The 20,880-nt window shown below is 49.9% G+C and carries 15 protein-coding genes; 8 read left to right on the forward strand and 7 right to left on the reverse strand.

Annotated elements, in window-relative coordinates; translation table 11 throughout:
• Positions 1-195: 195 nt before the first annotated feature.
• Both KQJ23_RS10520 and KQJ23_RS10525 read left to right on the forward strand, forming a co-directional pair.
• A complete protein-coding gene (locus KQJ23_RS10520; RefSeq protein ID WP_216478830.1) occupies positions 196-1,482 on the forward strand; it encodes a glycoside hydrolase family 18 protein in 1,287 nt (428 codons plus the stop codon).
• Positions 1,483-1,733: 251 nt separating this feature from the next.
• Positions 1,734-2,798 carry a Gfo/Idh/MocA family protein gene (locus tag KQJ23_RS10525; protein ID WP_216478832.1) on the forward strand — a complete coding sequence of 355 codons (1,065 nt, stop codon included), beginning with the start codon at positions 1,734-1,736 and terminating at the stop codon, positions 2,796-2,798.
• Positions 2,799-3,151: 353 nt separating this feature from the next.
• On the opposite strand, the gene KQJ23_RS10530 is transcribed toward KQJ23_RS10525, so the two are convergent.
• The 6 genes from KQJ23_RS10530 to KQJ23_RS10555 all read right to left on the reverse strand — a co-directional run bounded on the left by KQJ23_RS10530 (position 3,152) and on the right by KQJ23_RS10555 (position 10,284).
• The gene (locus KQJ23_RS10530) at positions 3,152-4,099 is read right to left on the reverse strand and encodes a sugar phosphate isomerase/epimerase family protein (RefSeq protein WP_249529676.1); all 948 of its coding nucleotides are present in this window, start codon (positions 4,097-4,099) and stop codon (positions 3,152-3,154) included.
• Entirely contained in the window at positions 4,017-4,730 is a 714-nt protein-coding gene (locus tag KQJ23_RS10535) for a rhamnogalacturonan acetylesterase (protein ID WP_216478833.1), read from the reverse strand. The genes KQJ23_RS10530 and KQJ23_RS10535 overlap by 83 nt, the downstream gene beginning before the upstream one ends.
• Positions 4,731-4,753: 23 nt before the next feature.
• The gene (gene uxaC, locus KQJ23_RS10540; RefSeq protein ID WP_216478834.1) at positions 4,754-6,142 is read right to left on the reverse strand and encodes a glucuronate isomerase; all 1,389 of its coding nucleotides are present in this window, start codon (positions 6,140-6,142) and stop codon (positions 4,754-4,756) included.
• Positions 6,143-6,255: 113 nt separating this feature from the next.
• Complete coding sequence (locus KQJ23_RS10545) at positions 6,256-7,743, reverse strand: UxaA family hydrolase (RefSeq protein ID WP_216478836.1); 1,488 nt, start codon at positions 7,741-7,743, stop codon at positions 6,256-6,258.
• Positions 7,743-9,164, reverse strand: coding sequence for a tagaturonate reductase (locus KQJ23_RS10550; protein ID WP_216478839.1), 1,422 nt, complete (start codon positions 9,162-9,164; stop codon positions 7,743-7,745). The genes KQJ23_RS10545 and KQJ23_RS10550 overlap by 1 nt, the downstream gene beginning before the upstream one ends.
• A 118-nt stretch (positions 9,165-9,282) precedes the next feature.
• Positions 9,283-10,284 carry a LacI family DNA-binding transcriptional regulator gene (locus KQJ23_RS10555; RefSeq protein WP_216478840.1) on the reverse strand — a complete coding sequence of 334 codons (1,002 nt, stop codon included), beginning with the start codon at positions 10,282-10,284 and terminating at the stop codon, positions 9,283-9,285.
• Between the two features lie 169 nt (positions 10,285-10,453).
• On the opposite strand from KQJ23_RS10555, the gene KQJ23_RS10560 reads away from it, so the two are divergent.
• A complete protein-coding gene (locus KQJ23_RS10560) occupies positions 10,454-12,706 on the forward strand; it encodes an AraC family transcriptional regulator (protein WP_216478842.1) in 2,253 nt (750 codons plus the stop codon).
• Positions 12,707-12,777: 71 nt separating this feature from the next.
• Here the strand turns inward: KQJ23_RS10560 and KQJ23_RS10565 are convergent, their stop codons facing one another.
• Entirely contained in the window at positions 12,778-13,662 is an 885-nt protein-coding gene (locus tag KQJ23_RS10565) for a carbohydrate ABC transporter permease (protein ID WP_346779380.1), read from the reverse strand.
• A gap of 302 nt (positions 13,663-13,964) precedes the next feature.
• Here KQJ23_RS10565 and KQJ23_RS10570 point away from each other — a divergent pair, with 302 nt between their 5' ends.
• The 5 genes from KQJ23_RS10570 (at position 13,965) to KQJ23_RS10590 (ending at position 20,863) form a co-directional block, all read left to right on the forward strand.
• Positions 13,965-14,900 carry an ABC transporter permease gene (locus KQJ23_RS10570; RefSeq protein ID WP_216478996.1) on the forward strand — a complete coding sequence of 312 codons (936 nt, stop codon included), beginning with the start codon at positions 13,965-13,967 and terminating at the stop codon, positions 14,898-14,900.
• 38 nt (positions 14,901-14,938) lie between these two features.
• Entirely contained in the window at positions 14,939-16,480 is a 1,542-nt protein-coding gene (locus KQJ23_RS10575; RefSeq protein WP_216478843.1) for an extracellular solute-binding protein, read from the forward strand.
• A 274-nt stretch (positions 16,481-16,754) separates the two neighbouring features.
• On the forward strand, positions 16,755-17,861 hold the full coding sequence (locus tag KQJ23_RS10580) for a glycoside hydrolase family 88/105 protein (protein ID WP_216478845.1): 1,107 nt from the start codon (positions 16,755-16,757) through the stop codon (positions 17,859-17,861).
• A 39-nt stretch (positions 17,862-17,900) separates the two neighbouring features.
• Positions 17,901-19,286, forward strand: coding sequence for a glycoside hydrolase family 28 protein (locus KQJ23_RS10585; RefSeq protein WP_216478847.1), 1,386 nt, complete (start codon positions 17,901-17,903; stop codon positions 19,284-19,286).
• On the forward strand, positions 19,283-20,863 hold the full coding sequence (locus KQJ23_RS10590; RefSeq protein WP_249529677.1) for a glycoside hydrolase family 43 protein: 1,581 nt from the start codon (positions 19,283-19,285) through the stop codon (positions 20,861-20,863). Before KQJ23_RS10585 ends, KQJ23_RS10590 begins: the two co-directional genes overlap by 4 nt.
• The last annotated feature ends 17 nt before the right edge of the window (positions 20,864-20,880 follow it).

A 20,880-nucleotide genomic window follows, 5' to 3' on the forward strand; every position in this document is an offset into this window, starting at 1 on the left:
CCAAAAGCAAACGGCACAGGGGTTATCCCCGTGCCATTTTAAATTTCATTGACTTCTTGGTTTTGAAATTACCCTAACTTAATGACATTGCCCCTGCGTCTGCTTCTTTTTCCAATTGCCTGAGCAAGAATATGCACAAATCCGAACTCATAGGATGGTAATAGTGCAATATTTGCGAATTGGAGGAGAGGCAGAATGCAGATACACGTCGTACAGCCGGGTCAGACCGTCGATGGGATTGCCCGTTTTTATAGAACAGAGCCGGGTGAAATTGTGGAAGCCAACGAGCTGCCGAGCGCGAATCAATTGGTGGTCGGGCAGGCGCTGGTAATTCCGATTGCCGGGAGCTACTACTGGGTTCAATCGGGGGATAGCCTTTGGTCGATCTCCCAGCGCTTCAATATAAGCTATCAGGAGTTGGCCCAGGTGAACGGAATTTCTGCGGACCAGCCTTTATCGGTCGGGTCCAGGCTCTACATTCCGCCCCGTCCAAGATCAAGTGCGGAATTCAATGCTTATGTGGAGCCAAGGGGCACGAGCGTAGCGCCTGCATTAGAGGAGAGCGCCTGGAGAGCTGCACCGCATCTGACTTATCTGGCTCTATTTAGCTTCCAGGCTCTTAGGGACGGATCACTGAGGGAGCCCTTACTGGACCATTTCGGAGAGATAGCAAGAGATCACCGCTTAGTATTAATGATGGTTATTACTAATCAGGAGAATGACCAGTTCAGCGCGGAGCTTGGGCAGACTCTACTCAATGATCCTCAAATTCGCAGTACATTTCTCGACAACATTGTAGCCGCAGCGAACAAGCATGGCTTCCGGGATATCCATTTTGACTTTGAATACCTGCGGCCGCAGGATCACGAGGCTTATAACGCCTTCCTGCGTGAGGCGAAAGCCCGGTTCAGCACCTATGGTTGGCTGCTCTCCACCGCCCTTGCTCCCAAGACGAGCCGAAATCAGCAAGGCGTATGGTATGAAGCTCATGATTACAGGGCTCACGGGGAAATCGTCGACTTCGTCGTGATTATGACGTATGAATGGGGCTATAGTGGCGGGCCGGCTCAGGCAGTATCCCCGATTGGGCCAGTCCGGCGTGTGCTTGAATACGCCCTGTCAGAGATGCCGGGTTCTAAAATCATGATGGGACAAAATTTGTACGGCTATGACTGGACGCTCCCATTCGTTCAGGGAAGCATAGCCCGGGCAATCAGTCCTCAGCAAGCAATTCAGCTTGCGGCAAATCATCAGGTACCGATCGAGTATGATTGGAGAGCGCAAGCGCCGTTTTTTCATTATCATGATGAAGAAGGAAAGCGGCATGAGGTTTGGTTTGAGGATGCTCGCTCTATTCAAGCTAAATTCGATCTGCTCAAGGAGCTAGGGCTGCGCGGAATGAGCTACTGGAAGCTGGGATTGTCTTTTCCGCAAAATTGGCTGCTGCTTGAGGAGAACTTCCAAGTGGTCAAAAGAGTATAGCACCGCTGATTCATAAAGTCGCCAAGCCGGTATCTTTACGGGCCGATGGCGGCTTTTTTGATATGGAATCATGGCGGATAAGCCGTTCGTACAGCATTCTGCACGACATGATTTATGGAATATTGTCGCATTCACATAGAGAATCTTGTCGGTACTTGTGCTAGAATCAAATTGATGTACAATGAAGCTGTATCATCGATGGACGAATTGTCAGAATTGGATTTTGGACATTTGGAAGGGGTATTGGACAGATGCATCAAAACAGTCATTCTGTGGTTATTATCGGCTACGGCGGCATGGGGAGCTACCATGCGAAATTGATTAAGAATAACGGGCGCGTTGAGGTTGTAGGAACCTATGATATAGACTCTGTTCGCGCTGAGGCATCTACGCAGGACGGGTACCGGGCATACCCAAGTCTGGAAGCGGTATTGGAGGACAAAACGGTGGAATCCATTGTGATTGCCACACCGAACGACTCCCATAAGGAAATTGCGGTGCGTGCCTTCGCATCCGGTAAGAATGTCATCTGTGAGAAGCCGGTGACGATGAATGTGAGCGAGTTTGAGGAAATGACAGCGGCAGCCGAGCAAGCGGGCAAGGTGCTCATGGTGCATCAAAACCGCCGTTGGGATGAAGATTTTCTGATTATCAAGCAAATGTACGATCAGAAGTCCATCGGGGACTTGTTCCGGATCGAGTCGAGAGTGCATGGAGCGAACGGCATTCCGGGTGACTGGCGCCACATGGAGGTGCATGGCGGCGGCATGCTGCTCGACTGGGGCGTGCATTTGCTGGATCAGGCGCTGTTCATGATCGACAGCAAAATGACGAGCGTAAGCAGCAGATTAAGCTTTATTCTGGGTGATGAAGTAGATGACGGCTTCGAGGCGACGATCCAATTCGAGAATGGGATTTCCTATCTGATTGAAGTCGGCACAACGAACTTTATTACACTTCCTCGCTGGTATGTGAAGGGAACGGAAGGCACCGGAATTATTGAGGATTGGTCGATGACCGGCCGGACGGTTACCCGCAACCGCGAAGCGGAGCATGTGGAACCGAAGCCTATTCAGGCAGGTGTGGGCCTGACCAAGACGATGGCTCCGCCATCGGAGGAAGCGACGATTACGGGCGTATTGCCGGAGCCTTTCCGTCAGCCTTCCAGCTTCTATGACAACTTTGCGGATGTCCTCGACGGCAAAGCTGAGCCGATCGTCAAGAACGATCAAGTGCTTCGCGTGCTGAACCTGATCGAGGCGATCTTTGAAGGCGGCCGTACCGGCGAGACCATCAGAGACTTCGACCAGTATTAATCTATAAAAAAGTGGAGGGTGTCCCAAAATCATCGTAGATGATCGGGGCGCCCTCTTTTACTGCTTGAGCGCAATAGCAGGGAAGTGTGCAATAGCAGAAAACAGTTGAACATTAGCTGGCGAGTTAGATGGGCAACGTGTGAAATGTGCCTACGATCACTGTTGTTCACGGATTTCTATGATTGGACTAAGTTCTGGCAAGGGAGAAATCCGCTCACAAAGGCGAACGCTTACGCTTCTTCAGCACATTTCACACGTTGCCCTCCGGCACGCGGTAAAATCATTGGTTGGTTTTATATTGGCTGTAGCTGCGCTCTCGCAGGAAATTGTGCCGAATGGTATCCACCGATAGTCTATACTTCTTCATAGAGCTGCTTAAGATAAGCGATGCTATCCGCCATATGGCTCTCCGGCGTACTTTCAAGAATTCCATGGATATGGGGCCGCTCATACTTCATATACCGCAGGATCGGCTTAAAATCCAGCTCGCCTTGACCCGGAGGAACAATAACGATTTTGCCATTGTCGAGCTTATAATCCTTGAGATGGACGACTGCGATCCGGTTGCCAAGCAGCTTAAGGGCCTCGGCAACCACCTCGGCCTGACGAGCGCTGTTATCCGGAGATATCAGATTCGCGCAATCAAGAATGATCTGAAGATTGTTGGAGGAGATATCCTCCAGCAGCTTGCGCGCTAGTGGAGCGGAATGAAGGGGATGATTCTGCCCGGCTTCAATTCCTACCGTAACCCCGCAGCTTTCCGCTTCCGCTACCATTGCCCGTACAGCGCGGACAACCGCCTGATAAGCTTCCACGGTAAAATTATCCTTCGTATATCCCGCCCCGACGCTGCCGGTTTCAGTACCGACCAGACTTGCCCCAAAATCACGAGCCAGCCTTAGATGGGTAGCGAAGCTATCCAGCGCCTCCGCTCTCTCGACCGGATCGGGGGCAATGATGTTAACGTAACAGCCTAGCACAGTAATATGGATGCCAGCCTGCCGGAAGGCATTTCCAAAATAAACGGCAGTGCCCGGGCTTAATACCGCTGTCTTGGGGACGCTGTCCGGAAAGGATTTGCGAACGGCAAGCTGTACATGGGTAAAGCCATAATACTTCACCCGGGCCAGCAGTTCCTCTAAGGGAAGAATCCCGAAATCATGGGCACGAACGCCCAAATGAAGCGGAGGATAAGAGGCTGATGGACGCTGATTCATCTTAGTCATCCCTCCCTCTATCATCGACTTGTCGAAGCTCAGCAGCCAGATCAGAGAGCGCATCGGCATAGCGAATCTCCGCAACGACCAGCTCAGCGATTTGGCAAGCTCCTTCCTCGGAAAAATGCGTATCATCCTGAATGCCATCCGGATAATTAGGATGGGAGCCCGGAGGCAAATGCATGAGGAGCCTGCGGGATGCCTTTTCGCCAACCCGGCTGTACAAATGCTGGGAGGCGGCATAAATATCCAATAGTATCGTCCCTGTGGTCCGGGCCACCTGGCGCATGACCTCCGGATATTCCGCGACTGCCAGCGGATCGAGCGTCCCGTCCGGCAGAAACTTCCGGCGGCTGACAGAGGTCAGCAGGACAGGAATGGCCCCGCGGCTTCGTGCTGACTCAATAAAACGCGACAAATTGTCCGGATATTCGCGGATCGGGTCTGCATATCGCGCGGGATCCTCCCGCTTGCCGTCATTGTGCCCGAACTGGATAAACAGATAGTCCCCAGCCCGTATTTCGCGTTCAACGGCCTCAAGCCGCCCTTCGCTCAGGAAGGATTTAGTGCTGCGGCCGTTAATTGCGCAGTTCTTAACTTTTATAGAAGAGCTGAAATGCCCCTGCAAATATTCGCCCCAGCCGGTCATTGGCTTCTCGGAGGCGCCTTTGATAGCCGCTGTGGAATCGCCGGCAATGAACAAAGTTCGCTTCATCATCATGCTTCCTTTTCGCTTTGTTAGAACCCGAAATAGCCAGCGGCATTCCGGTAGGAAATGTCTTCGACCATTTGCCCAAGCAGGCCTTCGTCCTCCGGAGCTTCGCCGCGTTCCACCCATTCGCCGATCAGCTCGCAAAGCACGCGCCGGAAATACTCATGGCGGGTATAAGAGAGGAAGCTGCGGGAATCCGTCAGCATTCCGACGAAGCCAGCGAGCAGGCTGTGCTCCGCGAACAGCTCCAGCTGTTTGCGCATACCGCTGCGAGTATCGTTATACCACCAGCCTGAGCCCAACTGCAGCTTGCCGGGCGTTTCCTTCTGATAGCAGCCCATTAGTGTAAGCAGGGCAGGGTAGTCCTTCGGATTCAGCGAGTATAGAATGGTCTTAGGCAGGCCGCTTCCGCTCTCCGCGCGGTCAAGCAGCTTCGAGAGCGCTTCAGTAACCGGCAGATCGTTGAGCGCATCATAACCGGTGTCCGGACCAAGCTGACGGAGCATCAAAGTATTGTTGTTGCGATAAGCATGAATGTGAAGCTGCATCGTCCAGCCGAACTCCCGATAGAAGCTGATGAGTGTGGAGAGCAGTTCAGTGCGGTAGATGGTCACCTCGGTAGTGGTCAGCGTTTCGCCATTCTTTCTTTTCCGGAAAATAGTCTCTACGGTATTCGCATCCCCTGCTTCATAACGCAGCACATCGAGCGCATGATCAGAGAGCCGGCAGCCATGATCATGGAAATAGCCGACCCGGTTCTTCAGTGCCGCCGTCAAATCGGTAAAGGATTGAATTGATTGTCCGGCCGCCGACTCCAACCGCTCTAGCCAATCGCCATAGCCGGGAGCATCAATATTCAGCGCCTTGTCCGGGCGGAACGTAGGGAGGACGCGGAAATCCTTCTCTTCTGCAGCCAGCCGCTGATGATACTGGAGTGAATCTACAGGGTCATCTGTGGTGCAAACCAGCTTGACGTTCGAGTTTTTGATAATATTGCGGCGTTTGAACGGTTCGGAAGCCAGTTGCTGATTAACTTCATTCCAAATATCTGGCGCCGTCTCCCGATTCAGCGGCTTATCAATGCCGAAGAAGCGGCGGAGCTCCAGGTGGGTCCAGGTATACAGCGGATTGCCGACCGTTCTGGGTACAGTATCAGCCCAGGCAAGGAACTTATCGTAGTCTGAAGCGTCTCCGGTAATATGGGACTCCGGAATTCCGTTAGCCCGCATCAGCCGCCATTTGTAATGGTCTCCAGCAAGCCAGGCCTCGGTCAAATTGCGAAACGGTTTGTTTTCATAAATCTCTTGCGGGTCCAAGTGGCAGTGATAGTCGATGATCGGCATTAGCGAAGCATGCTTGTGGAACAAGGTTTGGGCTATGTCAGTAGATAGTAGGAAGTTATCGTTCAGGAACATGGCGTGTCAGACTCCTTTAATCGGGATATGGTTTTGGATGACTATAAAGTTGAATTGATACTTGTGTAGGTTAGTGGCAACGTGTGAAGTGCTTATATTTATAAGTTCAACTTTTATAAAGTAACTCCTGTTTTGAAAATAGCCAATTCCCGCACATCGTTCTGTTCATTTCGGGTTGGCTGCCCGCTCGCAACGGCTACAATGTATTCGATAAATTGCTCAAGCACTTCTTCCATAGGTGTCTCCAGCAGCGGGCCGGCGTTGAAATCCATCCAGTGCTTCTTGTTCGCGTACAGCTCATTATTCGTGGCAACCTTGACGGTTGGAACGAAGCTGCCAAACGGTGTTCCTCTGCCCGTGGTGAACAGCACCAATTGGCAATCGGCTGCACCAAGCGCCGAGGAAGCAACCAGGTCATTGCCCGGAGCCTGCAGCAGACTCAAGCCCTTTTTACGAAGCTTCTCACCGTATTGCAGTACGTCAACCACCGGAGCTGTTCCTGCCTTTTGCGTACAGCCCAGCGATTTATCCTCGAGGGAGCTAATGCCTCCCGCTTTATTCCCCGGAGAAGGATTTTCATAGACAGGCTCGCCATAGGACAAAAAGTACTGCTTGAAGTTATTGATGAGAGAGACGATGTCCTCGAATACTTCTTTATTCTCTGCACGCGCCATCAGCATCTTCTCGGCGCCAAACATTTCAGGCACCTCTGTAAGCACCGTAGTACCGCCCTGCGAGATCAGGAAATCGGAGAAGGCGCCCAGCAGCGGGTTGGCTGTAATACCGGAGAAGCCGTCCGATCCGCCGCATTTCAGCCCCACGTTCAACTCGCTTAAGGGCACAGGCTCGCGGACGTCATTCCGGGCTGCCTCATAGATTTCGTCCAGCAAGGCGAGTCCGGCCTCCAGCTCGTTGCCTACTTCTTGTGCGACCAAGAATTTAATCCGGGCCTCATCATATTCGCCAAGCATGCTTTTAAATTCGGAGACGATATTATTCTCACAGCCAAGCCCGAACACAAGCACGCCGCCGGCATTCGGATGATTAACCGCATCCAGCAGAATGCTGCGGGTCATGCGGTGATCATCCCCAAGCTGGGAGCAGCCATAAGGATGCTTGAGCACGGTAATATTATCAAATGAAGTCTGGTCCGGGTGCGCATTCTTGAACTCGCTGATCATCATTTCGGCAATCCCGTTTACACAGCCTACAGTAGGAACGATGAACAAGTCATTGCGAATGCCGACTTTGCCGTTCTTGCGGCGGTATCCATCAAAGGTTAAATCCCGCTTCGGGTAAATGACCGGGTGGAGGTCAGGAGCATATTCATACGATTCCTCGCCGGATAAATTTGTCTTCAAATTATGGGTATGAATATGCTCGCCTTTCTGGATGCAGGCTGTGGCATAGCCAATCGGATATCCGTACTTGACGATGATATCTCCCTCGTTGAAGGAAGATAATGCAATTTTATGGCCGCGGGGAATATCCATGCTGGCTTCGACGTTGTTTCCGTCGAGAGCAAGCTGCTCTCCCGCCGTAATTGCACGCAGGGCCACTGCTACATTGTCCCGGGCGTTCATTTTCATCAGGCTACGCATTAGATTTCTCCTCCTATTACTTGCTGCAGCGCACTCCGGCTTCCTGCCGTCTCCAGTTGCTTGAGATCAGCTTTTAGCTGTTCCAGCAGTCCTGGAATTCCTGTCAGATCCTCTCCCCAAAGACTGACATCGCTTAAGATGTCGTTCAAGAAGCTCTCCGGCTTGGCGGCAGCCTGATCGAATGCAGCGAGCACCTCCGGGCCGTCTTGACGCGGAAGGCGTCCGCCTTGGTAGCCGAACAGCAATGCGGCAAAAGCCAGCACCGTCAGCTTGGGCAGCTGGCTCCGCTCCTGTTGATAACGGATCAACACAGGCAGAAGACGGGTCTTGAATTTGGAAATGCTGTTCAGATAAATGGAAGTCAACTCATGACGGATGAACGGATTCTTGAAGCGTTCCTGTACCGCTTCCGCATACTGAAGCAGCTCCTGCTCCGGCAGATCGAGCATCGGCAGCAATTCCTGCTTCATCTGAACATCTACAAATGTAGAGAAGGCTGGATCATTCATAACATCTTCGACGGTGACGAGTCCCGCAAGCAAGCCGAGAGATACCATAGCGGTATGCGGGCCGTTCAGCAGATGCACCTTTCGTTCGCGGTAAGGGGTCATATCCGGAGTGACAACCACATTAAGCCCTGCTTGCGCCAGCGGCAGGCGCTCTTTCACTTCAGCCGGGCCTTCAATCACCCAGAACAGAAACGGCTCCGCAGTAACCATCAGCTTGTCGAGATATCCCAGCTCTTGCTCCAACTCCTTGGCCTTGTCTCTTGGATAGCCCGGAACAATGCGGTCTACCAGACTGCAGCAGAACGTATTTTCTTCCTTGACCCATGTAATAAAGGCTTCCCCGGTCTGCCATTCCTCGGCATAGCGGAGGACGATCTCACGAAGCTTCTCGCCATTGCGGTCAATCAGCTCGCATGGGATGATGATGAAGCCCTTCTTGCCCAGTTCAAAACGGCGAAGGAGCAGGGCGGTCAGCTTGGCCGGGAAGCTTTTGTGCGGAGCGCTGTCCCGTTTGTCATCGGGGTGATACGCAATGCCGGCCTCAGTCGTATTGGAGGTAATAAACTCCAGGTCGTCGGATTCCGCGAGTGCCAGGAAGGTCTCATAGCTATGATACGGATTAATAATTCGGCTAACGCTTGTAATGATTTCCCGGCTATTGACGGTTTCTTGATCCAAAATGCCGTTTAACAGGACCGTATACAGACAATCCTGCTCTGTCAGCATGTCTCCAAGTCCTTGATCGAGAGGCTGTACCAGGACAGCACTGCCTTGGAATAATCCCTTATTGTTCATTTGCTGAAGCTGCCAGTCGACAAAAGCACGCATAAAATTTCCTTCTCCGAACTGAATCATGCGTTCAGGATAGGCGGGCAAATCAGGATACGCGGTTCTTGAAAGCTGTTGAGTCATACTTGGTTTCGCTCCTTCGCTTAATTAAATGGATTAATGCACACGTGAACATTTTTATATAAAAAAAGAGGGATGCTCTTTTTTTAACGGGATTGCATGTGCTGATCCAGACAGGGAATCAAACCTCTAATTTTGATACCGTACTGCGGATCATTAATTCTGTCTTGACTAGCGATTGCTCAGGCTGTGCTTGCGGATTCTGCATAAGCTGGATCAGCTTATGGGTACCGAGTTCACTGATGTCCACGATAGGCCTGCGGACAGTGGTCAGTGCCGGATTGGTGTATTGGGCGAATACGATGTCGTCAAATCCGATCAGTGAAAGTTGATCCGGAATCAGGATCTCGGCGGCATAGCAAGCATTCATTGCGCCAATGGCCATATCATCGTTAGCACAAAATACGAATGTCGGCGGAACCGGCAGGGCGAGCAGGGCGTTCATCATTTGATAGCCGCTCTCGATGCTGTAGTCTCCGCTAACGAAATAATCGGATGTGGAAGCCAGGCTGTGGGCAAGCAGGGCGTCAAGAAAACCTTGCTTTCGTTCCGTCGTGGATTTGAATCCGGTTCGTCCTTCAATCATGGCCAATCTCCGGTGTCCTTGGGCAATAGCATATTCCACAGCCTCACGGACGCCCCCCTTGTCATCGGATACCACGTTCATGATACCCGGGTCCTCCAGATGGCGGTTCAGCACAACGAGCGGAATACCGACTCTTTTGACATGATAAATGAAGTCGTTATCCTCATCGCTCTGGCTCATGACGATAATACCGTCGAACCGTTGGGAAGAAATGCCGTCAAGATGCTTGATGCTGTCAATTCCATGGACGGTTAAGCTGTAGTTTTCATCCAGTACATGATTAATGCCTTTAATGGCATCCACGAGGAAGCTGGCAGAGGTTCCTTGGTCAATGCTTGAGAAAAACAGCCCGATCGTATACGATTTTTTCATCACCAGGCTTTTGGCGTTGAAATTGGGCACATAGTTCAAATCAGCCGCAATCTTCTCAATCCGGTCCCGTGTCTCCTTCTTGATCAGCGGATTACCGTTCAATGCCCGGGATACGGTTGTATGAGAGACACCGGCGACCTTTGCGATATCTTTAATTGTTACCATAGGACCTCTTCTTTTACGGAGAAATGAATGACTTTAACGATTTCATTGTAGTGCTAAATTCCCTTTTTAGTCAAGGAAAAACTAAAATGCACACGTGAAAATTATCATTGTTCGTTCAGTTGTGAAAGCGCTATAATGGAAGTGAACTAAAATTAAAGGAGCGGCATGGATGCGTAAAGGAAGGTTGTTCTATAAGATTTTCATCCCGATTCTTGTGCTTGGTACCGGATTAGTGGCCAGTTTTGCCAGTTATATTTATATCAGTACTGTAAGCTCGGTGAATGAGCGGATCGCCGGAAGTAAACAAAATTTTATCTCCCAGACCCGAAACAATCTGGAGCAGCAAATCCGGACGATTGAGTACGCATTTGACACATACAGCACAACGACTTCCTTCAGCGAGGCCGTCAACAATCCAATTACCGGCCAGGACTTTATAGCCTACCGGAATGTAAACTCGCAGCTTAACTACATTGCAACGATCGGCATGGAGCGGGCCAATTATGCCTTGATAAGCTTGAAGCATGACTGGCAAATTTCAGATGGCAGACTGTCGGCATTAAGCAGGCAGGAGAAGAATGAGCTTCTTAAAGCCTACGTTGAAAATAAAGACCAGAGCTTGTTCTGGATCAAGACAGAAACGGGCATCCGATTTGTGAATACCTTGCCGGTCTATTCCAAGAATAAGCAGGCGATTGCCTTTTCGGATATATCACTCGAAACCTTGAATCAAGCGATTCAGACGGGGGAAGACAGCAGTGTGTTTATTTTAAATCGGCAAGGCGAATTAATCTATTCTAATTATCCGGAGGAATCCTTGCTTACTCCAGGTCAAATTACAAGTATTCTAGCTTCTATTACGGAGGGAAGAGAGCGGACCGGTATATTATCGCTGAAGGAGCTTGATTCGCATGCGGCGCCGGCCAAGCTGATCTATGCTGTATCAGATTATAATAACTGGATTTATATGACTCTGCTTGACCAGCAGGAGATCTCGGGGGCTTTGAAGCTGACCAAGTTCGGGATCATTACGATGAGTGCCGTGTTGATGCTCCTGATCTCTGTCGTGGCTTATATACTAGCCATTTTCTTCACTAGACCGATCAGACAGATTAAGAAAAGTCTCTCTATAGATGAGCAAGCCGCATCGAAGAATGAAATTGAGACGATCATCCAATTCATCGATACCATCGTCACGGAGAAGGAGAGCATGGAAAGCTTTTTGAAGGCGGAAATGCCTCAGCTGGAGACCCAGCTTATCACGAATCTGTTCCGCAATCGCGTCTCGGCCGAAGAATTGACAGCCAGGTTGCCCCAGCTCGGGTACCGGCAAATGAACGACAGTGTCTTCGTCACGATGCTGATTCAACTGGATCATCTTGGCGAGCGCGAGGCTTCAAAGAAGGATATCCTGCTCTTGGCCGTCAACAAGCTGGTGGAAGAGCAGATTCCCGCGTCCCAGCGGATGCTGCCGATCATTCTGAACGATAAGACGCAAGCCACGATCTTACGATTCATAGGCAGAAGCGAGCAGGAAATTCGCCATCAGCTGCTGGAGCAAGCGACGATTCTTATGAAGAATGCGAGAGACTATCTGAAGGTATCGATCAGTATCGGACTCAGTAAAACCTATAGCAGCCTGCTGAAGAGTAAAGAAGCCTGTGAAATGAGCAAGCTGGCGCTGCATCACCGTCTCAATCTGGGAAAGGAATCGATTATTTTTTATGAGGATATTTCGATGGTTGTCTCTGGGCCTGTCATGCTGCATTATCCGATGGAGCTGGAATCCCAGTTGTTTGATGCGATTCGTCTGGGGGACGAGGAACAAGTCAGCCGAACCTTATATTTGCTGCTGGCAGAAATGATGAAGAAGAATAAAAATTCCTTGAATTTCGAGGTCGCTCTGGTTCGGTTTGTTAGCAATCTGATCGAATTGGAGCAGCTTCTTGGGATTGAGGTGCTGTTAAAACAAGATAATTACACGCTGTACCATGTGCTGCTGGAGACGAGAAATCCGGAAGAGGTTGAACGCATGCTTGTGGAGGAGATTATTTTTCCCATGGTCCGGAGTATGAAGGATAAGACGAACAAGCAATTCCGCAGCCTGTCCGAACAGATTGCGGTCATTGTGAGATCGGAGTATGATCAGGAGCTGACCCTGGAGCAAATCGGAGAACGGCTTCACTATAATCCCAACTATCTAAGCAATATCTTCAAGAAAGAATTCGGTACGACCTTCAGCGATTACTTAATGAACTACCGTTTGGAAATGGCGAAAAAGTGGCTGGTCGAGACGGATATGACGATTCGCGAGATCGCGGAGAGACTGCAGTATCATAAGCCGCAAAACTTTATCCGCTCCTTCCGCAAGAAAGAGCATGTGACTCCCGGCGAGTATCGCAAGTCGAGGCAAGCCGTTTAACCAAAGAGCAAAGAAGCCTCCAGCATTGGAGGCTTCTTTTACACCACTCTAATGGAGCAGGCACTGCAGACCTAGCCCTTCACCGATCCGAGCATAGCCCCTTTAACGAAGTGGCGCTGTACAAACGGATAAGCAATCAGCATCGGAAGTGTAGCCACGACAATCACGGCCATTTTAATTCCCTGAGCGGGCGGGATGATGTCTACGACACTGCTATCTCCTTGCATCCCGCTGGATACGATAACGATCTGCCGGAGGAGTACCTGAATCGGCCATTTGAAAGAATCGTTGAGATAGAGAATCGCACTCATATACGTATTCCAGTAAGCTACCCCATAGAAGAGCGAGATGGTTGCAATCGAAGGGAGCGACAGCGGCAGCATGATTTTGAAGAAAACGCCGAGGTCGTTGCTTCCATCAATTTTGGCGGACTCCTCCAGACTGTCGGGCAGAGCCTGAAAGAAGTTGCGCATGATGATCAGGTTAAAGGCGTTAATTGCGCTTGGAATAATCATGGACCAATAGGAGTCGATCAGGTGAACTCCTTTTACCACCAGGAAGGTTGGAATCATCCCCCCGCTGAACAGCATGGAGAAGACGATAATAAAATTGATCGGGTTCCTTCCATATAAATATCTACGGGACAGTCCATAGGCCATAGCAGCGGTGAGCGCCATGCTGAGCAGGGTTCCCACTACGGTCACCCCAATGGAGACTCCGAGGCCCCGAAAGATGGTCGGCGTGGACAGAATATACTTGTAAGCATCCAGGGAAAAGGTGGTTGGAAACAATACGAACCGCTTCTCGATAATCTCCCGGGTTGAAGCAAATGAACTGGCGATGACATTAACGAAGGGCAATAGACAGGCTATAGCTAACAGAGCTAGCAGCGTGTTATTGACAACAGAAAAAATACGGTCACCGATGGAATGTTTCTTGTGCAGACTTTGTGCCACTTGATTATCCTCCTTGTTAGTCGATTAACAATTTCACCTTAACAATGAAAGAAGGATTCCGTATATAATCCTTGAAGCAGGTCTTTGGAAACGTTGAAAATGGCCTCCCAAATGAGCATGCTCCTCAGCTTAGTTCATAATCACCGCATAAGGTGAAAATCCCGAAAATCCTTATCCTATGCGGTTTTGAAATCGCTATCATCTGAGGATTATATACGGAATGCCCTCCTTCAATTACGCTAGGGGACGTAAACAAGAATGCTCAAGGAGGTTATCAAGTGAAAGCATCAAGTACCGCATCAATGAGGTTGGATCCCGGACTCAAACCGCGGTCTTCTCCGGTTATTAAAGGCTTGATACGGAACAAGCTTTTGTATCTCATGATTTTTCCCGGGCTCGTGTATTTCATTGTATTTAAATATCTGCCGATGGGAGGACTGATCATTGCTTTTCAGGATTATCAGCCGTTTCTCGGGATCACGGGAAGCCCATGGGTAGGACTCAAGCATTTCATCAGGTTATTTACGGAACCCACCTTTCTAATGCTGTTAAAGAATACATTAATTCTTTTCGCCATGAACATTGTCTTCTTCTTTCCATTACCGATTATTCTGGCATTGATGCTGAATGAAGTTCAGAGCAAGTGGTTTAAAAATGCGGTGCAAACCATGATGTATCTTCCGCACTTTATGTCCTGGGTCATTATCGTATCGATCACATATGTATTTCTGAATATGGATGGCGGGGTTGTAAATGAAATGCTGGCTTCGCTTGGCTTCAATAAGATCAGCTTCCTAACCGCACCCGAATGGCTGAGGACGATGTATATCGGACAAATCATCTGGAAGGAGCTGGGCTGGTCAACGATCATTTTTCTGGCGGCAATTACGGTCGTCGATCCCCAGTTGTATGAAGCCGTTGAAATCGACGGAGGCGGCCGCTGGAGAAAAACCTGGCATATTACGTTGCCGGCCATTCGCCCCGTTATCATTACTCTGCTGATTCTGAAAATCGGCAGCACTCTGGATTTGGGCTTTGAGCATATGTATTTGCTGCTTAACTCCATGAACCGTGAGGTAGCGGAAATCTTCGATACTTACATTTATACAGCCGGTCTGAAAAATGGACAATTGAGCTTCAGTACGACGGTCGGACTGTTTAAAGGGCTGGTCGGCTTGATTCTGGTCATGCTCTCCAATAAGCTGGCCAAAAAGCTCGGAGAAGAAGGCGTCTACTAGTTCAACTTGAATTCAAATTAAAAAGGGGTAGAAAAGTGATGAAATTGAATGGGAAGCAGCTTAGCATCGTTATGTTGGTTTTTCTTCTATTACTTTCCGCTTGTGGTTCCAATTCCAGCGGGAACAGTGCTACTAAAGACAATACCACCCAAACGCAGGGAACCAATGGAGAACCTGCCGCGGAAGAGCCGGCTAATATTACCTGGATGAACCTGCTGCATACGGCATCTACGCCAACGGGCGACCTTCAGAAGCTTATTGAGGAAAAGACGAATACCAAGCTCAAGTTTTCCTGGATTCCTGATGCCAGCAAGGAAGAGCGGATCAATACAGCGCTTGCTTCCAATTCCCTGGCTGACATTGTAACACTGACTATCCTTGATAACGCGTCTGTACGTAATGCCTTGAAAGCGGGCATGTTCTGGGAAGTAGGACCTTATCTGAGCGAGTTCCCTAACTTGGCGGCGATATCCGAGGAGAAGCTTCAGGCAGCATCCATTGGCGGCAAGCTGTACGGCGTTCCTTTTCTTAAGGACGTAGCGCGTAACGGCGTCATCATCCGGCAAGATTGGCTGGACAATTTGGGCCTTGAGGTTCCTAAAACAACCGATGAACTGATGGCTGTAGCCAAAGCGTTCAAGGAGCAGGATCCGGACGGAAATGGGAAGAACGATACCTATGGCTTTATTGACCGGAACGATTTGATCTATGGTGTATTCAAAACGGTGGGCTCCTATTTCGGAACGCCAAACGTATGGCAACTGAATGAAGACGGCACCTTTACGCCGGAGTTCGAGACGGAAGGCTATGTCAAGACGATGGATTACATGAAGGAGCTGTATGACAACGGCTATATCAATCAGGATTTCGCGGTCACTGCAAAGAAGGATCAGCAAGAAGGGTTCAATCAAGGCAAAGCAGGGATTTATGTCGGCGCTTTGTTCGATAGCAAGAATCTGCTGAACGGGGCCAAGGGAATTCAAGACATGATGGAGTTAACGATGATTAACGATATCACTTCGACCGGCAATGAGAGCGACCGGGCAATCTGGGCTGGTGCCGGCGGAATCGGAGGGTTAATGGCCTTCCCGAAATCCGAGGTGAAGGATGAAGCGGAATTAAAGCGGCTGCTGAAATTTGTTAATGATCTGATGGAAGAGGATATTTTCACCCTCATGACTTATGGCGTTGAAGGCGTGCATTATTCGCTGGATCAGGACGGGGCGGTGACGATCATTGATCAGGAAAAATGGGAGCAAGAGGTTCAACCCTATGCTGCTTCTCGTCCGAAAGAGCCTGGGTACAGCATTCATGAGGCGGATCCGCTGAGAGTGGAATCCTCCAGACTGATTCTGGAAAACGAGAAATATGCGGTCTACAATCCGGCCTATTCCCTGGAATCGGAAACATTTACGATGATGGGCTCGGAGCTTCAAAAGATTATTACGGATGCTACCTACAAGTACATTCTTGGCTCCATCGATCTGGAGGGCTTCAAGGCTGAGGTCGAGAAATGGAAGAAATCAGGCGGCAGCAAGATCATCAGCGAGTATGAAGCTGCTTACAAGGAAGCTATATAGCTTGAACTAAAAATATACGTAGAAAGGGCATAAGTGTGGAGTGTGCTGAAGAAGCGTAAGCGTTCGCCCTTGCGAGTGGATTTCTACCTTATAATGTTTAAGTTCAATCAGAGAAATCCGCGAACAACAGCGATCGTAAGAACACTCCACACGTTGCCCTCTGAACGTAAAGCTTATTAGTTCAACCTATATAATTCGATTCTATAAATCGAATGGGGTCCTTCCATGATCTATGGTAAGGACCGTCATTCTTTGACAGGAGGCTGCAGTATCAATGAATTGGGCGAATAAAACCGTCAGATCGATCATGGAACGAACACCGAAATTGTATGAGAACGGTTATGACAGCAAGTGGTCCTATGATTATGGCGTCATATTGAAGGGCTTCGCACTGATGTGGAAGAAGACGGGGGAAAGCACGTATTTTCAGTACATTCGAGAGCAGATGGATCATTTTATCGAGGAAGAGGGAAGCATCAGGGGTTATCGGCAGGATGAATACAATATCGATCATATCAATAACGGCAAGCTGTTGTTCTTGCTCTACAAGGAGACAGGCTTGGAGAAATACCGAAAAGCAGCAGCTCTGCTGAGAGAACAGCTTGCTTCCCATCCTCGAACCTCTGAAGGGGCATTCTGGCATAAGCAAGTTTATCCTTATCAAATATGGCTGGATGGCTTGTATATGGGAGCTCCGTTCTATCTGGAGTATTTATTGACGTTTGAGGACGGGAACGGGCTGGAGGATGTAACGAAGCAATTTATACTGTGCGAGAAGCATACGCGGGATGCCAAGACAGGTCTTCTCTATCATGCCTGGGACGAGAAGAAGATTCAGCCTTGGTGTGATCCTGCTACCGGATTATCTCCGAATTTCTGGGGCCGTTCCCTGGGTTGGTTTGTCATGGCCTTGGCGGATGTGCTGGAATTGCTGCCGAAGGATCATCGCGATTACAACGAGTTGTTGCGGATATTCCGGGATGTATTGAACGCCCTGAGGAATTATCAGGATCAGGCAAGCGGCGTATGGTATCAGGTCGTCAATTTGGGCGGACGTAAAGGCAACTATTTGGAGGCGTCGGCTTCCAGCATGATCGTATATGCGCTTGCTAAAGGCATTAGGCTTGGAGTGCTTGACCGGGAGACATGGAGGAGCACTGTAGACAAGGCCTTTGAAGGCTTGATCGCGGAATTTGTGCTTGAGACGAAGGAAGGCTGGGTGAATCTCAATAAGAACTGTCAGGTGGCGGGCCTTGGCGGCTCGGATCGGCGTGACGGCACCTATGCTTACTATATCAGCGAGCCGATAATTACAAATGATTTTAAAGGAGTAGGCGCATTTATTCAGGCTTGCGCTGAATATGAAGGGCTTCAATTATAGACGGACAGAGAGTTCTAGCGGGATAGGAGGCAGAGAGCATTGAGCGTGTTTACGATCACGGATTATGGAGCAATCGCGGATGGGGCTACTTTATCGACCCGTGCGATTCAAGCAGCTATTGATGCGGCGTCCGATGCTGGTGGAGGAAGGGTGTATGTGCCGGCGGGGACGTATTTAACCGGCGCAATTCTCATGCGAAGTCATATTGAGCTTCATTTAAGCCCGGGGGCAATCTTAACCTTCAGTACAAATCCGGAGCATTATCCGGTTGTGAGCTCCCGGTGGGAGGGCGTGCTGCGGCAAGTGCATGCGTCTTGCATCTTCGGGTTGAATCTGGAAAATATCGCGGTTACGGGAAGAGGAATCCTGAACGGAAATGGTCAACCCTGGTGGGACAAACATAGAGACCCGTCCTCAGAGTTGGAATATCCTCGTCCGAAGCTGATCAGCTTTGATGGTTGCAAGCGGGTCGCCCTGCGGGATTTGAAGCTGGTGGATTCGCCTAGCTGGACCGTAAATCCCATTCGCTGCTCGGATGTAACTATCGATCATTTGACGATCCATAACCCTGCTGATTCACCGAATACCGATGGGATTAACCCGGAATCTTGCCGGGAGGTTCGGATCAGTAATTGCCATATCGATGTCGGAGACGATTGCATTGCGATCAAGGCCGGAACCGAGGATACGGAGGAACGGGTTCCCTGCGAGAATATTACGATCACGAATTGCACGATGGTACATGGTCATGGAGGTATCGTGCTGGGCAGCGAGATGAGCGGAAGCATCAGGAATGTCACGATCAGCAATTGCGTATTTCAGCATACAGACCGTGGCATCCGGTTGAAATCCAGGCGCGGTCGCGGAGGAATCGTGGAGGATATCCGCATCAGCAATATCGTGATGGAGGACGTCATTTGTCCCTTTATTCTGAAGCTCTATTATTTCTGCGGGCCGCGCGGTAAAGACAAGTATGTATGGGATAAAAATCCTTATCCTGTGACAGAAGAAACCCCTTGCTTCCGTCGTATCCACTTTTCGAATATTACGGCTCGAAATGTTCATGCCGCTGCCGGGTTCCTGTATGGTTTGGCTGAGCAGTATATTTCCGAGATCACCTTTGACCACATCGACATTTCAATGGCTGAGCATGCGGTGCCAGGAATCCCGGCAATGATGGCGGGAATTGGCGAGATGAATAACCGCGGCTTCTATCTCGGCAATGTAAGGCATATTCGCTTCCATCATGTAACCATTGAAAATCACGAAGGCCCGGCTTTTTATGTGGAGAATGGAGAACAGGTAGTTGTGGAGCATTGCGAGTCCAGGAATACGAAGCAAGCCGAGCGGCTATTGGAACAGGTTGATATTCCGCCATCCGTGCAAAATTCGGCAGGAACTGCGGGAGGAGAGGGGAAAGTATGAACAGGCAAACAGGTATGATTCAGAATCCGATCCTGCCGGGATTTAACCCGGATCCTTGTATCGTGAGAGTTGAGGATGTGTATTATATCGCAGTTTCCTCCTTTGAATGGCTGCCAGGGGTGAGAGTATACAGCTCAATCAATCTGGCCGATTGGGAGTATTGTACCGATATTTTAACGCATCAGGTGGATTTGAGAGGCAACCCGAAGAATTGCAGTATTTGGGCTCCGCAGTTAAGTTATCATGACGGCTTGTTCTATCTGATGTATACGGATGTAAAAAGCACTAAGGTTCCTTTTAAAGACAGCCATAATTATCTGATCACCTCGCGGTCGATCCATGGTCCCTGGTCAGAGCCGGTTTATCTGAACAGCAGCGGGTTCGATCCTTCACTGTATCACGATGATGATGGACGAAAGTGGCTCCTGAACTGCCTGTGGGATTACCGGATGACCGAGAACAATAAATCATGCGGCATTGTGATTCAGGAATACAGTCCTGAGGAGGGCAAATTGATCGGCAGGCCGCATAAGCTGTTCGATTGCACTCCATTAAAGAAGACAGAGGCCCCTCATATATATAAATGGAATGGCTATTACTATTTGATTACTGCGGAAGGCGGAACCGGGACCGGTCATGCCGTGACGGCAGCGCGTTCCCGGGCATTGCTTGGTCCTTATGAGGTAGATCCGCTGAATCCGATGCTTTCTTCCAAAGAGAATCCCGAATGGCCTCTGCAATGTGCCGGCCATGGCAGCCTGGTCCAGACTTCCGAGGGGGAATGGTATATGGCGCATTTGTGTACGCGTCCTGTTGAAGGACACTATGCCATTTTAGGACGAGAAACTGCCCTGCAGCAGGTCTATTGGGATGAACAGGGCTGGTTGCGTCTGACCTCTGGCGGGAACGCTCCTCAGCTGCAGGTACCCATACCCAATGGTGCCGCTTCAAGCCCCGCAACGGTGTCGGGGAATGATTTTGAGGACGACTTTTCAGGCCAAGCTCTCAAGAAAAACTGGAACACGCTGCGGATCATGGCCGACGAGAGCTGGTGCTCACTGTCCAAGCGGAAGGGCTATCTGCGCCTTCATGCGGGGGAATCGATCCAGAGCTTGTTCCGTCATCATCTGTTGGCGATCCGTCAGACGGATCATTCCTTCCGAGCGGAGACAGAGCTGGAATATACGCCGGATTTCTATATGCAGATGGCAGGACTGGTGCTCTATTTGAACGAGGAAAGCTATTGGTATGCTTATCTGACGCATGAAGAAGGCCGCGGAAGAGTCATTCGGCTCATGCGCTGCGAACGGAATGAATTTGAACTGGAGCCTGTAGTGATTGATGCAGAGCAAAGCTCGTCAGTTCAATTGGCAGTCGATGTAAGTGGCGTGAACGGGCAATTTTATTATCGAATGAATTCGGATGCCGGGTGGAGCCCATTGGGCGCTCCTCGACATATTGGTTTTCTGTCCGGCGGGTTTACCGGTAATTTCATCGGTATTGCGGCCCATGATATGGATCAGTTTGGCGGCAGTTTCGCGGACTATCGTTATTTTAGGTACATCCCTACGGTGTAACCTCCATGCTTTGGCTG

The organism is Paenibacillus brevis, from assembly GCF_018919145.1.
In the GTDB taxonomy this organism is placed as follows: Bacteria; Bacillota; Bacilli; order Paenibacillales; family Paenibacillaceae; genus Fontibacillus; species Fontibacillus brevis.